The organism is Sideroxydans lithotrophicus ES-1 (assembly GCF_000025705.1).
In the GTDB taxonomy this organism is placed as follows: Bacteria; Pseudomonadota; Gammaproteobacteria; order Burkholderiales; family Gallionellaceae; genus Sideroxyarcus; species Sideroxyarcus lithotrophicus.
In genome coordinates this window covers 2,749,859-2,765,872 of sequence record NC_013959.1, presented here as the reverse complement: position 1 = coordinate 2,765,872, position 16,014 = coordinate 2,749,859, and the positions used below count along the sequence as shown (strand labels likewise).

Here is a 16,014-nt window from a genome sequence, read left to right as displayed (position 1 = left end):
TGGTGGAGGTGATCAGGATCGAACTGACGACCTTCTGATTGCGAACCAGACGCTCTCCCAACTGAGCTACACCCCCACGTTTGGCGAATCCTAAAGGCAAATCGCCCGATTGGAAAGAGCCGGAGGCAAACGGTCGGGAAGGTTTCTTAATTGGTGAATTCCTGCAATAATCGCCCTCGAAAGAATATTCCTGAATCGAGACTAGACATGGCTTTGACGCAAGACGATATGAAACGCGCGGTCGCCCAGGCGGCGATCGCTTATGTGCCGAACGATTGCATCGTGGGTGTGGGTACGGGCTCTACAGCCAACTTCTTCATCGACGAACTGGCCAGGATCAAGAACAAGATACGCGGTGCGGTTGCCAGCTCTGAAGCGTCGGCCAAACGCCTGCAAGGACATGGCATCGAAGTTTTGTCGTTGAACGATGCGGGCGACCTGCCGGTCTACGTGGATGGCGCCGACGAGATCACGCGCCATATGCATATGGTCAAGGGCGGCGGCGGTGCCCTGACGCGCGAAAAAATCGTGGCGGCTGCCAGCCAGAAGTTCATCTGTGTGTGCGATGCCAGCAAGCTTGTGGATGTGCTGGGGAAGTTCCCGCTCCCCATTGAAGTGATTCCGATGGCGCGCAGCTATATTGCGCGTGAATTAGTGAAGCTGGGTGGCCAGCCGAAATTGCGCGAGGGCTTTACCACTGATAACGGCAACGTCATACTCGATGTGCATAACTTGCAGATCATGAATCCGGTGGAGCTGGAAACGACTTTGAACCAATTGGCCGGTGTGGTGACCAATGGTTTGTTCGCGCGCCGCGGGGCGGATGTGCTGCTATTGGGCACTCCCGACGGCGTCAGAACGCTCACCGCCTGAGGGGATGTAACAAAACCTTAATGGCGTTTCAGTAATATCCTTTATTTGCAACAATCCTTTAAGGAACGATCATGGCCGGTAGCGAACATACCTCGAAACAGTTCGATGCAGAGCTCGAAGCAGTACGCGCACGCGTATTGCAGATGGGCGGTCTGGTGGAAAGCCAGATCCGTCTGGCAGTCGAGTCGTTGATATCGGGCGACGTGGCGCTGATGAACCGTGTGATCGAAGACGACCATCGCGTGAACGCGCTGGAAGTCGAGATCGACGAAAGCTGTAACCGCATCCTGGTACGCCGCCAACCTGCTGCCGGCGACTTGCGCATGATCACCACAGTCATCAAGACCATCACCGATCTTGAGCGCATCGGCGACGAGGCGGAAAAGATCGCGCGCATGGCCAAGTTATTGTCGCAAAAAGACAGGTTGTACCTGCCGCGCTATAACGAGATCAAGCATGCATCCGACATCGCACTGGACATGTTGCGCAAATCGCTGGATGCATTCGCCCGCCTGGATCTTTCCACTGCTGCCCAGGTGGTGCGCCAGGACGAACAGGTGGATGAAGAGTTCCGTTCCATCATGCGTTATCTCATCACCTTCATGATGGAAGATCCGCGCACCATCTCCACTTCGCTGGAGATTCTTTTTGTGGCGAAAGCGATCGAGCGCATAGGCGACCACGCCAAGAATATGTCGGAATACGTGGTGTATATGGTCAAAGGTCGCGATGTCCGACATGTGACCGTGGAAGAAATCGAGCGCGAGGTCCTGGAATAACTCCAGTGCAACAATCAGTCCTTGCCGCGGTCGATCTCGGCTCCAACAGTTTTCGCCTGCAAATCGCCCGTGTGGAAAATGACCAGCTTTACATGCTGGATGGGCTACGCGAACCCGTGCGTCTGGCTGCCGGGATAACGGAAGATAAGCGTCTCGACAAGTCGTCGCAACAACGCGCACTGGCATGTCTGCAACGTTTCGGTGAGCGCTTGCGCGGGCTGCCGCGCGAAGCGGTACGGGCGGTCGGCACCAACTCGCTGCGAGTTGCCAAGAATGCGCCGGAATTCCTGCAGCAGGCTGAAGCCGCGCTTGGCTTTCCGATTGATGTGATCGCCGGGCGTGAAGAAGCGCGCCTCATTTACCGCGGAGTGGCGCAAACCTTGCCGCAATCGGAAGGCAAGCGGCTGGTGATGGACATCGGCGGGGGCTCCACCGAGTTCATCATCGGCAACGGTCTGCAGCCGCTCAAGCTGGAAAGCCTTTATATGGGCTGCGTCAGTTACAGCGTGCGTTTCTTCCCGGATGGCAAGATCAACAAATCCAACCTCAAGCAGGCCGAACTGGCTGCCCGCAGCGAAGTGCAGGCGATCGCCTCCGAATTTTCCACGGGGCACTGGAAGGTCGCATTCGGTTCATCCGGCAGTGCACGGGTGCTGTGCGACATCCTTGAACAGAACGGTTACAGCAACGGCGGCATCACGCTAGAAGGACTGGAACAATTGCGCGTTCAGTTGCTCAAGGCGGGCGATGTCAACAAACTCGATGTGCTTGGCCTGAAACCGGATCGCATTCCGGTATTGCCCGGCGGCTTTGCCATCATGTATGCCGCCTTTACCGAACTCGGTATCGAACGCATGCAGCCTGCGCTCGGAGCATTGCGCGAGGGATTATTGTATGACCTGCTCGGACGCTTCCACCACAACGACATGCGCGAAGTCACCATGCAGCAGTTCATGCGCCGTTACCATGTGGATGTCCGCCAGGCGATGCGCGTCGCGCATCTTGCGGATTTCTTTGCCAGGCAATTTCTGGAAGGCGAGCTTGGTGACGAAGACCTGCACCTGCTCAACTGGGCTGCCAACCTTCACGAGATAGGCATCAGCGTCGCGCACAGCGGTTACCACAAGCACACTGCCTACATCCTGGCCAACGCCGATATGCCCGGCTTTTCAAAGACAGAGCAAAATCATCTGAGTCTGTTGGCACTGGCGCATCGGGGCGGATTGGAAAAACTGCGCGGTATGCTGGATACGCCGGAAAAACTGGCCCAGGCGATGGCGCTGCGTCTGGCCGCACTGATCTATCGTAATCGCGGCGATGTGGAACTGCCCGCCATGCAGGGACGTTTCAGCGGTACCAAATTCCACCTCGTCCTCGCACCCGGCTGGCTGGTGCAGAACCCGCTCACTGAAGCAGCTCTTCTGGAAGAAATAAAGCAATGGAAAGGGCTGGGCGTAAGCATGCAAGTGGTCGAAGGTTGAGACACAATCCGCAACTGCGGCAAAACGTAGGCAACTAACCGGAGGTATCCGTGATGAAACAGATCAGAATCATTCTCGTCAGCCTGATAATCGGTACGCTCATCGGCATGGCATTGGGCATCAACATCGGGCGCGAAAAACCACTGCTGTCCAATCCTTTCACCAAAGATTCCCTGGTCGACCGTGCCAAGCAGTTGGGCAGTGAAACCCTGGAAAAAGGCGGCAAGGCGCTGGAAAAGACCGGCCAGGCCCTGCAGGACAAGGCCAAGTGATCAGGCCCTGCGGGCTTTTACATCCCCTCCGTGATAAACTTCGCCCCGAAGCTGGCTAGACAGTCGCTGCGCACTTTATGCTGCGTAGAGGAAAGTCCGGGCTCCGCAGAGCAGGATGCCGGTTAACGGCCGGACGCCGTGAGGCGATGGAAAGTGCCACAGAAAATACACCGCCGATGGCTGCGCAAGCAGTACAGGTAAGGTTGAAATGGCGAGGTAAGAGCTCACCGCGCTGGTGGCGACATCAGTGGCAGGGTAAACCCCATCCGGAGCAAGACCAAATAGGCTGGCTATGACGTGGCTCGCGTCGCCAGCGGGTAGGTCGCTTGAGCGTCAGGTAACGAAACGCCTAGAGGAATGACTGTCCACGACAGAACCCGGCTTATCGGCTGGCTTCACCCCATTTGAATCATGTATCGATGATTACTCTGTAATCCGGCTCCCTAGTGTTGACCGATAATGCTGCTTTGCGGAGCATTTGCCTGATACGGATTTATCGCCAATCGATTTCAATAAAACTTAAAGAGGTAAAGATATGAGAAAAATTCTTTTGGTCGCTTCCCTGCTGTCTTTCACTGCAACCTGTGCGCACGCTGGACTGATGGATGATTTGAAGAAACCAGGGGGTGGTGACCTCGGGGCAAAGATCACCGATCAGGCGCGGGAAAAGGCGCGCGCCAAAGGTAATCAGCAAATCGCATCCCAGGTGAACAAGAAATTGTTGGCCGAAGGCCGCAAGAATCAATGCTCGTTCAAGAGCGGAACGGATGTGCTGGAGGCCGGATGTGGCGCGAAGTCCAAGAAGCTGGCCAATGTCATCATCGACGTGAAGAAATCGTTGCAGTCGCAAGGGCAAAAAGGATTCAAGTTCATCGTTTCCGGACATACTGACTCGTCAGGCGATGCGACCAAGAACAAGGAACTGTCGGCTCGCCGTGCACGCGTCATGGTCAAGGAGCTGATCGCGCAGGGAGTGGACGCCGGCGATATCGAAGCGGTTGGCATGGGCTCTGAAAAAATGTTGGTCAAACCCGACAACACTCCGGCCAAGAAGGCAAAAAACCGTCGCTACGAAGTACAAGTTCGTTTCTGACGGGAATGGAATCTCGAACGGCACGCAAGTTGTTGCGTGCCGTTTTTTTTGAAATGTAACGCCTCACATGCGATCGGTTTTCAGAATGGGATTTGTCGACTCGGACTGGAGCCTTGAATGGTCGCAACACCGCAAAAGATATAGCCCTCCCGCTCTTTCCATTACAAACAACTTTAGCTTGCCCGCGCAATCCATTGCTTTTTAAGCATATTTGTTTTGCATTAACTAAGTGCGCTAACTCATTGTCCCATAAAGAAAAATCCCATTTACTTGCTTGACCGCCTTGTTGTTTTTCAATATAGTGGCTGTAAGTGGTAAAAAGTGGGTAAACGTGGGAAACGAGAATGTTTCAGGGAGCGACACAACTCAATCTGGATAGCAAGGGCAGGCTCGCGATACCGGCGCGGTATCGCGACATGTTGCTTGCGCATTGCGCAGGTCAGCTGGTGCTGACTGCCGATGCCGACGGTTGTCTGTTGATCTATCCGCAACCTGAGTGGCAACCGATACGCGAAAAGCTGATGCAGCTTTCCGCCTTCAATCCGCGCATCCGCGCACTGCAACGTTTTCTCGTCGGCCATGCCGAGGATACGGTGATGGATGCCGCCGGGCGCGTGCTGGTCTCGCCCACGCTGCGCAATTTTGCAGTGCTGGACAAGCGCGCGATGCTGGTAGGTCAGGGCAACAAGTTCGAGTTGTGGGACGAGGCGCGCTGGCAGGCGCAGAACGAGAAGATGACGGGTTTCACGGCGGACAACCTGCCACCGGAACTCGAAGGGTTCACTTTGTGAGCGAAGGACTGGTTCATGCGACCGTCCTGTTGAATGAAGCAGTCGAAGCGTTGCGGGTGAAGGCGGACGGAATCTATGTGGATTGCACGTTCGGGCGCGGCGGGCACAGCCGCCTGATTCTGGAAAAACTGGGTGAGCGCGGCAGGCTGGTCGCGCTGGACAAGGATCCCATGGCGGTGGCTGCAGCGCGGGAGATCGGCGATGCGCGCTTCCAGCTGCAACACAGCGGTTTCGAGCATCTGGGCGAGGTGTTGCGCGGGCTGGGGATCGAGAAGGTTGATGGAGTGCTGTTGGACCTGGGGGTGTCGTCGCCGCAGCTGGACGATGAATCGCGCGGTTTCAGTTTTCGCTTCGATGCGCCGCTCGATATGCGCATGGATACCAGCAGGGGGCAAACGGCGGCAGAGTGGCTGGCGACGGCAGATGAAGGCGAACTCGCGGAGGTGATACGTGATTACGGCGAAGAACGGTTTGCTAGGCAGATTGCAAGGGCGATTGTTGCTGCGCGCCAGGAACGAGCGATCCTCACCACGAAACAACTCAGCGACATTGTCGCGCAGTGTGTACGTACGCGCGAACCCGGCAAGAATCCGGCTACGCGCACCTTTCAGGCTGTACGGATTTATATCAACCGCGAGCTCGAAGAGCTCGAAAGCGTGCTGCCGCAGTGCGTGGATCACCTGAAAGCGGGCGGACGCATGGCAGTGATCAGCTTTCATTCGCTGGAAGACCGCATGGTCAAGCATTTCATGCGCGACATGGCGCAAGGCGACAAGCTGCCGAAGAACGTGCCGATACGGGCTGTCGATGTGCCGCAGGGCAAGATGCGCCTGGCGGGCAAGCCGATCTATGCATCGGCGGAAGAAGTGGCGGCAAATCCCCGCGCAAGAAGCGCAGTGCTGCGCGTGGCGGAGCGGATGTGATGAGCTGCATGAAGCAAGACGATCGGTCTGGAACCAGGGTAGGAGCCGGGGGTGGCTAGGCTCAATGTCTTGTTGCTTGTTCTGGTCATCGCATGTGCGCTGGGTGTCGTCACCTCGCAGCACAAGGCGCGCAAATTGTTCGTGGAATTGCAGAAGGAAAAAGATAGGGCGCAACAGATGGATGTGGAGTGGGGACAGTTGCAACTGGAGCAAGGAACGCTGGCGATGCCCGCGCGAGTGGAAAAACTCGCGAATCGTCTTTTGCAGATGCAAATGCCGCAGCCCAAACAGGTTCGCTATATTCGGCTCGATTCCGGAATGGTGACGCTGCAATGAACTATGCCACGATTCCCATTCAGACCACAGGACAGATCGCGTTGCCTGCATGGCGTTCGCGCGTGCTGTTCCTGCTGCTGCTTGGAGGACTGTTCGGTTTGATGATGCGCGCTGTCTACCTGCAGGGAATCCATAACGATTTCCTGCGACAGAAAGGCGATGCCCGCTACGGACGTGTGGTCGAGATCCATGCGCATCGCGGCATGATCACCGACCGGCATGGCGAACCGCTGGCGGTGAGCACGCCGGTGGAATCTGTCTGGGCGAGTCCGGGCGATGTCGAAATCACTCCTGCGCAAACCGTTCGACTGGCACAGATCGTCGGATTGCCTCCCCAGGAAGTGAAGAGCAAGCTCAGCGACACCGCGCGCGAATTCGTCTATATCAAACGCCAGCTTCCCCCCGACCAGGCGGCCAAGGTGATCCAGCTGGGCATTCCCGGAATTTCCCTGCAGCGCGAATATCGCCGCTACTATCCCGGCGGCGAAGTCACCTCGCATCTCATCGGTTTCACCGATGTCGACGACAACGGACAGGAAGGCATCGAACTGGCATTGCAGGCACAGCTTGGCGGCAAGGCGGGCAGCCAGCAAGTCATCAAGGACAGGCGCGGCTTCATCGTCGAGGATGTGGCCAGTTTGCGCGCACCCAAGGCGGGAGGAGACGTCGCGCTGAGCATCGACAGCAAGATCCAGTCGCTTGCTTTCCGCGAGATCAAGCAGGCTGTCGTGAATCACAAGGCCAAGAGCGGTTCCATCGTGGTGCTGGATGCCAAGACCGGCGAGGTGCTGGCGCTGGCGAATTGGCCTTCCTATAACCCCAACAACCGGGAAAAACCGAGCGTGGCGGTGCTGCGCAACCGTGCCGTGACTGATGAATACGAGCCCGGTTCCACCATGAAGCCCTTCACCATCGCGACTGCATTGCAGGCCGGAACGATCAAGCCGAATACGGTCATCAATACGGCGAATGGCATGTTTACCGTGAACGGACGGACCATACATGACACCCACCCGGACCGCGCGCTGTCGGTGACGCAGATCATCCAGAGATCCAGCAACGTCGGCGCAGCCAAGATAGCGCTCAGCCTGCCGCCGGAAACGCTATGGAATGGACTGAGCGAAGATGGCTTCGGTTCGCCTACCGGCAGCGAATTTCCGGGAGAAGCCGAAGGCAAACTGCGCGACTATAAAAAATGGCGCCCGATCGATCAGGCAACCATCGCCTACGGCAACGGCATCTCGGTCAATCTGCTGCAGCTGGCGCGTGCTTACACTGTGTTCGCCAACGACGGAGAATTGAAGCCGGTCACTTTGCTCAAGCAGGAGACCCCGTCTCTGGGCGTGAAGGTCTATTCGGCGGCAACGGTGCAGGAAGTGCGCGACATGATGGAAACGGTGGTTAAACCGGGAGGCACTGCGCCGCTGGCGCAAATCACCGGTTATCGCGTGGCTGGCAAGACCGGCACTGCCCATAAACTCGAAAACGGCAAATATGTCGATCGCTATATCGCCTCGTTCGTTGGGCTGGCGCCCGCATCCGATCCGCGCCTGATCGTAGCGGTGAAGATAAACGAGCCGAGCGGCAGAGACTACTATGGCGGCGAGGTGGCTGCTCCTGTGTTCAGCAATGTGATGGGTGCGACACTGCGCATGCTCAACGTGCCCAACGATGCCCCGCTTGACAACGTCATCCAGTCGCCGGGTGAAGTGATCGGGGAGGACGCATGAACGCCTTCAACCCGGATGGATTGAAATTGCTGGGAGTGAATGTCAGGCATCTGGTATCCGACAGCAGGTCGGTCAATCGCGACGATACCTTCGTTGCCTATCCCGGATCGCAGGCTGACGGGCGTCATTTCATTGCACAAGCCATCGAACGGGGCGCCAACTCGGTCATCTGGGAAGAGCACGGCTTCAAATGGAATCCGACCTGGAGTGTGCCGAACCTGGCAGTGAGTGACTTGCGCCATCAGGCCGGCCTGATCGCAGACCTGGTCTATGGCCAGCCTTCGCAGAAGCTCTGGATGGTCGGGATCACCGGCACGAATGGCAAGACATCGATCAGTCACTGGCTGGCAAAGTCCTTCGGCGCACTGGGCCGCAAGAGTGCATTGATCGGCACATTGGGCAACGGTTTTCCGGAAGCGCTGCGAGCAACGGCAAACACGACGCCGGATGCATTGATCGTGCACGGACTGCTGGCGGAATACGAGCAACAGGGCGCCCGGGCCGCAGTGATGGAAGTGTCTTCGCATGCACTCACGCAAGGCAGGGTCAATGGCGTGCATTTCGACGTGGCGCTGCTCACGAATCTGACGCGCGACCACCTCGATTTTCACGGCGACATGCAAAGCTATGCGGCGGCAAAGAAACGCCTGTTCGACTGGGCATCGCTCAAGTATGCCGTGCTCAACCTGGACGACATGTTCGGTGCCGAGTTGGCCGAGCAATTGCAGGACGCGTCCGTCGAAGTGATCGGCTATGGTTTGAACGACGATTCGCTGAAGATGGCGGAGCGTCTTGGAATACGCATGGTGTATGGCAGCCTCACGCAAATGGATGCACAAGGTCTTACGTTGCAGCTGCATACCAGCTGGGGTGCAGCTGCACTGTGCAGCAGATTGATAGGGAGCTTCAATGCTTCCAATCTGCTTGGCGCGCTTGCGGTATTGCTGGCAAGCGAGGTCAGGATAGACGATGCGGCGCGCGAGCTCGGATTGCAGAAAGCAGTGGCGGGACGCATGCAGACACTGGGTGGCAAAGGCCTGCCGACAGTCGTCGTGGATTACGCTCACACGCCAGATGCTCTGGACAAGGTGTTGACCACGGTGCGCGAGGTGACGGAGTCCGCGGGCGGCAAGGTCATCTGCGTGTTCGGATGCGGCGGCGATCGAGATCGCGGCAAGCGGCCGATGATGGGAACCGTTGCGTCAAAACTGGCCGATGTGCGGATCATCACCAGCGACAATCCGCGCAGCGAGGAGGCGGCGGAAATAGTCAGCGAGATCGCCGCAGGCATGCAGGGCGAATATCAGGTGATCGAGGATCGCGCCAAAGCCATCACCCTGGCCATCGCCAATGCACGGCATATCGATACCGTGCTGCTTGCAGGCAAGGGGCATGAGAATTACCAGGAGATCAAAGGGGTACGCTATCCCTTCTCGGACAGCGAGATCGCCCATCGGGCGCTGAGCATGTGGAGCACCGAGGAGCAGCGGCAATGATGATGCTCTCCCAGGCCGTCAATGCATTGCATGCCCGCATGGACGGAGCGGATGTGCGTTTTTCCGCTGTTTCCACCGATACCCGGACCATTCAGCAAGGCGATCTGTTCATCGCGCTCAAGGGCGAGAACTTCGACGGCGCGAGGTTCGTTGCACAGGCGGCAATGGCGGGTGCGGTGGCGGCAGTGGTGAATCGGGACGCAGGACTCCGGACGCAGGATTCGGGAGTGCCGCTGCTGTTCGTTGAAGATACGCGCCTCGCGCTGGGCGAACTTGCAGCATATTGGCGCGCACAGTTCGATATCCCGCTTGTCGCCATCACCGGCAGCAACGGCAAGACCACGGTGAAAGAGATGCTGTCGGCCATCTTGCGCCAGAAAATCAAAGATGATTCTTACGATCGCTCCCTCGCCCCACGGGAGAGGGTTGGGGAGTGCGACGATGCAGATCGATTTGTATTGGCGACCAAGGGCAATTTCAATAACGACATCGGCATGCCGCTCACCTTGTTGAGACTGCGCGCGAACCATCGCTATGCGGTGATCGAAATGGGCATGAACCATCCGAACGAGATCGACTACCTCACCCGCATAGCCTGCCCCGATGTGGCGCTGGTCAATAACGCGACCGGCGCGCACCTGCAGGGACTCGGAACGGTGGAAGGCGTGGCGCGGGCCAAAGGCGAGATATTCGCAGGCCTGAAGGATGACGGCACCGCCGTGATCAATGCCGACGATGCGCATGCAGCACTATGGCGCAGCCTGGCAGGCAAACATCGCGTCCTCGATTTCTCCCTCGAACACCCGGCAAACATCCAGGGGAAATGGGTGGTGCAGGGTTATGGAGGCGAACTGCTGGTACGCACTCCGGCAGGCGAGATGCGCATCGTGCTGCAGGTGCCGGGCGAACACAATGCGCGCAACGCACTGGCTGCAGCGACGGCAGCGCTGGCGCTGCAAATCCCGTCGGCAACCATCGTCACGGGTCTGCAGGGCTTTGGCGGAGTCGCCGGGCGACTGCAGCGCAAGCAGGCGAAAAATGGCGCGACGCTGATCGATGATACCTACAACGCCAATCCCGCATCGATGCACGCGGCACTGGAAGTCTTGGCGCAGGCAAAGGGCAAGCGCATCTTTGTGCTGGGAGACATGGGGGAGCTGGGAGAAGACGCGGCGCAGTTTCACCGCGAGATCGGTATCTCTGCCCGCGAACTGGGCATCGAGCGGCTTTTCGCGCTGGGGACCCTGAGTGCTGAAGCCGTGCGGGAATTCGGCGCGGGCGCGCTGCATTTCGCCAGTGTCGAAGAGCTGAACGCTGCGCTGGACGCGGAACTGGATGCGCAGACGACGGCGTTGATCAAGGGATCGCGCTTCATGAAGATGGAACGGGTCGTGCAATCTGGCGCATTACACAAGGAGGAAGCATGCTGCTCGCATTAACCCAGTGGCTGGCGCAGGATGTGCGTACGTTCAGCGTGTTCAACTACATCACGCTGCGCGCGGTGATGGCGGCGATGACGGCGTTGTTCATCTCCTTCATGCTGGGTCCGTGGATGATACGCAAACTGACTGCGATGAAGATCGGCCAGTCGGTGCGCGCCGATGGACCGCAGACGCACCTGGTCAAGGCGGGAACGCCGACCATGGGCGGCGCGCTGATATTGATGTCGGTCGCCATCACCACTTTGCTGTGGGGAGACCTGCATAACGCCTACGTCTGGGTGGTGCTGTTCACGACATTGGGTGTCGGCGCCATCGGCTGGGTGGACGATTACCGCAAAGTGGTGCACCGCAATCCGGACGGCCTGTCAGCGCGGGCGAAGATGTTCTGGCAGTCGCTGATCGCATTGGCGGTCGGCATCTTCCTGTGGTCGCATGCCACATTGCCCGCACACACCGAAGTCATCGTGCCGTTCTTCAAGCATCTGGTGCTGCCGCTTGGCATGGTCGGCTTCATCGTGCTGGTCTACCTGGTCATCGTCGGCAGCAGCAACGCGGTCAATCTCACGGATGGCCTGGACGGCTTGGCCATCATGCCGACGGTGATGGTCTCCGCCGCGTTGGCGATCTTTGCCTATGTCGCCGGCCATGCCGAATTCTCCAAATATCTGGGCGAGCCATCCATCCCCGGCGCGGGCGAACTGGCCGTGTTCTGCGCGGCGATCTCCGGCGCAGGCCTGGCATTCCTGTGGTTCAACGCCTATCCGGCGGAGGTGTTCATGGGTGACGTCGGCGCACTGGCGCTGGGCGCGGCACTCGGTGCCGTGGCGGTGATCATCCGCCAGGAACTGGTGCTGTTCATCATGGGCGGCGTGTTCGTGGTGGAAGCGGTGTCGGTGATGCTGCAGGTGTCCTGGTTCAAGTACACCAAGAAAAAATACGGCACGGGCCAGCGCATCCTGCTGATGGCGCCGCTGCATCATCACTTCGAGCAAAAGGGCTGGAAGGAGACGCAGGTCGTCGTTCGTTTTTGGATCATCACCATGCTGCTGGTGCTGATCGGGTTGGCAACGCTGAAATTGAGATGACATCGCTACGCGACAAATCGGTACTGGTACTCGGTCTCGGTGAGACCGGATTATCACTTGCGCGCTATCTGAGCGCGCAGGGAGCGCGTGTGCGCGTCGCCGACAGCCGCGAAGCGCCGCCCGGCGCCGCCACCTTGCACGAGGAATTGCCGCAGACCGAACTGCATCGCGGCCCGTTCCGCGACCAGTTGCTGCAGGGCATCGACCGCATCGTCATCAGCCCGGGCGTACCGGTTGCCGAACCGCTGGTGCAGCGCGCCATCGCGCGCGGCATCGCGGTGGAGGGAGACATCGAATTGTTGGCGCAACAGCTGGCGACCAACGACTACCGGCGCAATACCAAAGTCATTGCCATCACCGGCGCCAACGGCAAGACCACCGTCACCAGCATGGTCGGGGCGATGTGCGCGGCGGCAGGGTTGGATGTACAGGTGGCTGGCAACATCTCGCCTGCGGTGCTGGACGCACTGCGTGCGCGCGACCATCAACCACAGGTGTGGGTGCTGGAGCTCTCCAGCTTCCAGCTCGAGACGACATACACATTAGATGCCGATGCGGCGGTGGTGCTCAACGTGACGGAAGACCATCTCGACCGTTACGACAGCATGGATAGTTATGCCGCCGCCAAGGCGCGCATCTTCATCGGCAACGGTGTGCAGGTCGTGAATCGCGACGACGTGCGCAGTGCGGCGATGAGGCTGGAAGGGCGCAAGCAGACCAGCTTCGGGTTGACTCCGCCTGCCAGCGATGAGGATTGGGGCATCACTCGCGAGGGCGCGGCGACATGGCTGATGCAGGGAGCGCAGAAGATCCTGCGCGCCGACGAGTTGCAGGTGACCGGCATGCACAATGTCGCGAACGCGTTGGCCGCATTGGCGCTGTGCCGCGCGCTTGGTCTGCCGATCGTGCCGCTGTGCGAAGCATTGCGCGCATTCAGGGGACTGCCGCACCGGGTGGAGAAGGTGGCGGAAGTGGGCGGCATCACCTACTACGACGATTCGAAGGGGACCAATGTCGGCGCAACCGAGGCGGCGCTGAAGGGGCTGGGCAAACCTGCCGTGGTGATCCTCGGTGGCGACGGCAAGGGCCAGGATTTTTCGCCGTTGAAAGCGGCGGTGGCGCAACATGCGCGCGCCGTCGTGCTGATCGGGCGCGATGCGCCGTTGATCGAACGGGCATTGCAGGGCTGCGGCAAGCCGGTGTTGGAAGCGCATGACATGGATGAGGCAGTGAGCATGGCGGCAGCGAACGCCCAGACCGGCGATGCGGTGCTGATGTCGCCCGCCTGTGCCAGCTTCGACATGTACAGGAATTACCTGCATCGCGCCGAAGTGTTCGTCGCGGCGGTGGAGAAATTGAAGACGGAGGCGCCATGTTCAGCACGGCATTGAAGGAACCGCGCCGTACCGTGGAGGAATACGACTCCGTGCTGACCTGGATCGTCACGGCATTGCTTGCCATCGGCCTGGTGATGGTCTATTCCGCATCGATCGATACGGCGGAAGCAAGCAAGTTCACCAATTACCAGCCGACCTACTATCTGGTGCGCCATGGCATCTTCATCCTGACCGGCGTGGTGGCAGGCGTGCTCGCGTTCCAGATCCCGACCCAGATGTGGCAGAAATATGCGCCTGTGCTGTTCCTGATCGGGGTGCTGCTGCTGTTGCTGGTGCTCATCCCGCATGTGGGCAGGGCGGTCAACGGCAGCCGGCGCTGGTTGCCGCTGGTCATCATCAACCTGCAGCCGTCGGAGCTGATGAAACTGTTTGCCGTGCTGTATGCGGCCGATTATGCGGTGCGCAAGGGGACGGTGAAAGACCATCTGCTGCAGCCCTTCCTGCCGATGTTCGGCGTGATGACCCTGGTGGGCGCGCTGTTGCTGCTGGAGCCGGACATGGGCGCATTCGTGGTGATCTGCGCGATCGCGATGGGTACGCTGTGGCTGGGCGGTTTCAATCTGAAGATATTCGGCGGTCTGCTGGTGTTGCTGCCACTGGCATTCGCCGCGCTGATCCTCTCGTCGCCTTACCGCATGCAACGGGTCGTCGGTTTCATGGATCCGTGGTCCGACCCATACGGCAAAGGCTATCAGCTCAGCCACGCACTGATCGCCTTCGGTCGCGGCGAATGGCTGGGAGTCGGCCTCGGCGGCAGCGTCGAGAAATTGTTCTACCTGCCGGAAGCGCACACCGACTTCCTGCTTGCCGTGACGGCGGAAGAACTGGGGCTGTTCGGCGTGTGCGGGGTCATTCTGCTGTTCGGCTGGCTCATCGTGCGCGCATTTTCCATCGGCCGCCAGGCCGCGATGTCGGAACGCCTGTTCGCCGCTCTGGTGGCGCAAGGCGTCGCCGTCTGGCTGGGCGTGCAGGCGATGATCAACATCGGCGTGAACATGGGCGTGTTGCCGACCAAGGGGCTGACGCTGCCGTTCCTGAGTTTCGGCGGCAGTGGCGTGGTGGTCAACTGTGTGGCGGTTGCGGTGTTGTTGCGCATCGATTATGAAAACAGAAGGGTTGCGCGAGGACTTCCAATATGAAGATGCTCGCTCACAACCCTTCTGTTTCGGCGAAGACTAACTTGCGTAAGCAAGTTAAGTCCCATCGGGACGGTCGTAGCCAAAACCGCCGGGTCGCACGAGGATTGCCGATATGAACCGCACCATCCTCATCATGGCAGGCGGCACCGGCGGACATATCTATCCGGGGCTGGCGGTGGCAGATGCATTGCGTGCACAAGGCTGGAACGTGGTGTGGCTGGGTGCGCCGAACAGCATGGAAGCGGAACTGGTGCCGAAGCATGGTTACCCGGTGGCATGGGTGAATTTCACCGGGGTGCGCGGCAAGGGTCTTGTGAGGTTGCTGACACTACCGTTCACCCTGTTGCGCGCACTGGGGCAAAGCGCAGTCGCGATCTTCACATTCCGTCCCGATGTGGTACTGGGCATGGGTGGTTACATCACCATGCCGGGCGGCCTGATGGCGGCGATCCTGCGCCGTCCGCTGGTCATCCATGAACAGAACTCCATCGCCGGCATGAGCAACAAGCTGCTGGCGAAAATCTCCGCGCGCGTATTGAGCGGCTTCCCCGAAGTTTTGAAAGGTACGCAGTGGTGCGGCAACCCGGTGCGCGCCGATATCGCCGCACTGCCTGAACCGCAAGAACGCTACGCGGCCCGCAGCGGCAAACTGAACGTGCTGGTGGTCGGCGGCAGCCTGGGGGCGCAGGCGCTCAACGCAGCATTGCCGAAGGCGCTTGCCATGCTGAGTGAAACGGAGCGACCGAATGTGATCCACCAGACCGGCAAGAAACATCTCGAGTCGGTGCAGCAGCTCTATGAACAGGCAGGCGTGAGCGCCGACATCCGGCCATTCCTCGATGACATGGCGAACCAGTACGCGAATGCTGATCTGGTGATCTGCCGCGCGGGTGCCTTGACCATTGCAGAGCTGGCGGCTGCAGGCGTGGCGAGTTTGCTGGTCCCGTTCCCGTTCGCGGTGGACGATCACCAGACGCATAACGCCCGCTTCCTGAGCGAAAAGAATGCAGCGGTTTTGCTGCCGCAAACGGAGCTGAGTGCAGAAAAACTGGCGCAACTGCTGCGCCAGACCGGCCGCGAAGGACTGCTGGCGATGGCACAAGCCGCGCGTAGCCTGGCGAAGCCGGATGCGACGCAGGCAGTCGCAAAGGTCTGTGAGGAGTTGGCCTCGTGAAAA

The 16,014-nt window shown here is 59.2% G+C and carries 15 protein-coding genes, 1 tRNA gene and 1 other RNA gene; 16 read left to right on the top strand and 1 reads right to left on the bottom strand.

Translation table 11 applies throughout. The features are described from left to right. Positions 1-76, bottom strand: a tRNA-Ala gene (locus tag SLIT_RS13650). Between the two features lie 137 nt (positions 77-213). Between SLIT_RS13650 and rpiA the strand changes: the two genes are divergently transcribed. The 16 genes from rpiA to murG all read left to right on the top strand — a co-directional run bounded on the left by rpiA (position 214) and on the right by murG (position 16,011). Continuing rightward, positions 214-873, top strand: coding sequence for a ribose-5-phosphate isomerase RpiA (gene rpiA / locus SLIT_RS13645; RefSeq protein ID WP_190272166.1), 660 nt, complete (start codon positions 214-216; stop codon positions 871-873). 71 nt (positions 874-944) lie between these two features. Further along, on the top strand, positions 945-1,652 hold the full coding sequence (gene phoU / locus SLIT_RS13640) for a phosphate signaling complex protein PhoU (protein WP_013030855.1): 708 nt from the start codon (positions 945-947) through the stop codon (positions 1,650-1,652). A 5-nt stretch (positions 1,653-1,657) separates the two neighbouring features. Then, on the top strand, positions 1,658-3,133 hold the full coding sequence (ppx, locus tag SLIT_RS13635) for an exopolyphosphatase (RefSeq protein ID WP_013030854.1): 1,476 nt from the start codon (positions 1,658-1,660) through the stop codon (positions 3,131-3,133). A 53-nt stretch (positions 3,134-3,186) separates the two neighbouring features. Then, a complete protein-coding gene (locus SLIT_RS13630; protein WP_013030853.1) occupies positions 3,187-3,405 on the top strand; it encodes a hypothetical protein in 219 nt (72 codons plus the stop codon). A gap of 47 nt (positions 3,406-3,452) precedes the next feature. Further along, positions 3,453-3,806: RNase P RNA component class A (rnpB, locus tag SLIT_RS15475), an RNA gene on the top strand. 134 nt (positions 3,807-3,940) lie between these two features. Further along, the gene (locus tag SLIT_RS13625; RefSeq protein WP_013030852.1) at positions 3,941-4,498 is read left to right on the top strand and encodes an OmpA family protein; all 558 of its coding nucleotides are present in this window, start codon (positions 3,941-3,943) and stop codon (positions 4,496-4,498) included. Between the two features lie 344 nt (positions 4,499-4,842). Continuing rightward, positions 4,843-5,289 carry a division/cell wall cluster transcriptional repressor MraZ gene (gene mraZ / locus SLIT_RS13620; RefSeq protein WP_013030851.1) on the top strand — a complete coding sequence of 149 codons (447 nt, stop codon included), beginning with the start codon at positions 4,843-4,845 and terminating at the stop codon, positions 5,287-5,289. Further along, positions 5,286-6,212 carry a 16S rRNA (cytosine(1402)-N(4))-methyltransferase RsmH gene (gene rsmH / locus SLIT_RS13615; RefSeq protein WP_013030850.1) on the top strand — a complete coding sequence of 309 codons (927 nt, stop codon included), beginning with the start codon at positions 5,286-5,288 and terminating at the stop codon, positions 6,210-6,212. The genes mraZ and rsmH overlap by 4 nt, the downstream gene beginning before the upstream one ends. A gap of 51 nt (positions 6,213-6,263) precedes the next feature. After that, positions 6,264-6,548: a cell division protein FtsL gene (ftsL, locus tag SLIT_RS13610; RefSeq protein WP_013030849.1), complete on the top strand. Its 285-nt coding sequence runs from the start codon at positions 6,264-6,266 to the stop codon at positions 6,546-6,548. Continuing rightward, positions 6,545-8,278 carry a peptidoglycan D,D-transpeptidase FtsI family protein gene (locus SLIT_RS13605; RefSeq protein ID WP_013030848.1) on the top strand — a complete coding sequence of 578 codons (1,734 nt, stop codon included), beginning with the start codon at positions 6,545-6,547 and terminating at the stop codon, positions 8,276-8,278. Before ftsL ends, SLIT_RS13605 begins: the two co-directional genes overlap by 4 nt. Then, complete coding sequence (locus SLIT_RS13600) at positions 8,275-9,774, top strand: UDP-N-acetylmuramoyl-L-alanyl-D-glutamate--2,6-diaminopimelate ligase (RefSeq protein WP_013030847.1); 1,500 nt, start codon at positions 8,275-8,277, stop codon at positions 9,772-9,774. The genes SLIT_RS13605 and SLIT_RS13600 overlap by 4 nt, the downstream gene beginning before the upstream one ends. Beyond that, positions 9,771-11,213: a UDP-N-acetylmuramoyl-tripeptide--D-alanyl-D-alanine ligase gene (locus SLIT_RS13595; protein ID WP_013030846.1), complete on the top strand. Its 1,443-nt coding sequence runs from the start codon at positions 9,771-9,773 to the stop codon at positions 11,211-11,213. The genes SLIT_RS13600 and SLIT_RS13595 overlap by 4 nt, the downstream gene beginning before the upstream one ends. Next, the gene (gene mraY, locus SLIT_RS13590) at positions 11,198-12,301 is read left to right on the top strand and encodes a phospho-N-acetylmuramoyl-pentapeptide-transferase (protein ID WP_013030845.1); all 1,104 of its coding nucleotides are present in this window, start codon (positions 11,198-11,200) and stop codon (positions 12,299-12,301) included. Before SLIT_RS13595 ends, mraY begins: the two co-directional genes overlap by 16 nt. Next, positions 12,298-13,692 (top strand): UDP-N-acetylmuramoyl-L-alanine--D-glutamate ligase, encoded by a 1,395-nt coding sequence (murD, locus tag SLIT_RS13585; protein WP_013030844.1) that lies wholly within the window; start codon positions 12,298-12,300, stop codon positions 13,690-13,692. The genes mraY and murD overlap by 4 nt, the downstream gene beginning before the upstream one ends. After that, entirely contained in the window at positions 13,674-14,837 is a 1,164-nt protein-coding gene (gene ftsW / locus SLIT_RS13580) for a putative lipid II flippase FtsW (RefSeq protein ID WP_013030843.1), read from the top strand. The genes murD and ftsW overlap by 19 nt, the downstream gene beginning before the upstream one ends. Before the next feature lie 112 nt (positions 14,838-14,949). After that, on the top strand, positions 14,950-16,011 hold the full coding sequence (gene murG, locus SLIT_RS13575) for an undecaprenyldiphospho-muramoylpentapeptide beta-N-acetylglucosaminyltransferase (protein WP_013030842.1): 1,062 nt from the start codon (positions 14,950-14,952) through the stop codon (positions 16,009-16,011). Positions 16,012-16,014 lie beyond the last annotated feature (3 nt).

Bases quoted from the DNA above. Each gene is read 5' to 3' on its own strand.
- ftsW (WP_013030843.1), top strand. From the start codon at position 13,674: ATGTTCAGCACGGCATTGAAGGAACCGCGCCGTACCGTGGAGGAATAC.
- SLIT_RS13600 (WP_013030847.1), top strand. From the start codon at position 8,275: ATGAACGCCTTCAACCCGGATGGATTGAAATTGCTGGGAGTGAATGTC.
- mraZ (WP_013030851.1), top strand. From the start codon at position 4,843: ATGTTTCAGGGAGCGACACAACTCAATCTGGATAGCAAGGGCAGGCTC.
- mraY (WP_013030845.1), top strand. From the start codon at position 11,198: ATGCTGCTCGCATTAACCCAGTGGCTGGCGCAGGATGTGCGTACGTTC.
- SLIT_RS13595 (WP_013030846.1), top strand. From the start codon at position 9,771: ATGATGATGCTCTCCCAGGCCGTCAATGCATTGCATGCCCGCATGGAC.
- SLIT_RS13630 (WP_013030853.1), top strand. From the start codon at position 3,187: ATGAAACAGATCAGAATCATTCTCGTCAGCCTGATAATCGGTACGCTC.
- murD (WP_013030844.1), top strand. From the start codon at position 12,298: ATGACATCGCTACGCGACAAATCGGTACTGGTACTCGGTCTCGGTGAG.
- murG (WP_013030842.1), top strand. From the start codon at position 14,950: ATGAACCGCACCATCCTCATCATGGCAGGCGGCACCGGCGGACATATC.
- SLIT_RS13625 (WP_013030852.1), top strand. From the start codon at position 3,941: ATGAGAAAAATTCTTTTGGTCGCTTCCCTGCTGTCTTTCACTGCAACC.
- phoU (WP_013030855.1), top strand. From the start codon at position 945: ATGGCCGGTAGCGAACATACCTCGAAACAGTTCGATGCAGAGCTCGAA.
- SLIT_RS13605 (WP_013030848.1), top strand. From the start codon at position 6,545: ATGAACTATGCCACGATTCCCATTCAGACCACAGGACAGATCGCGTTG.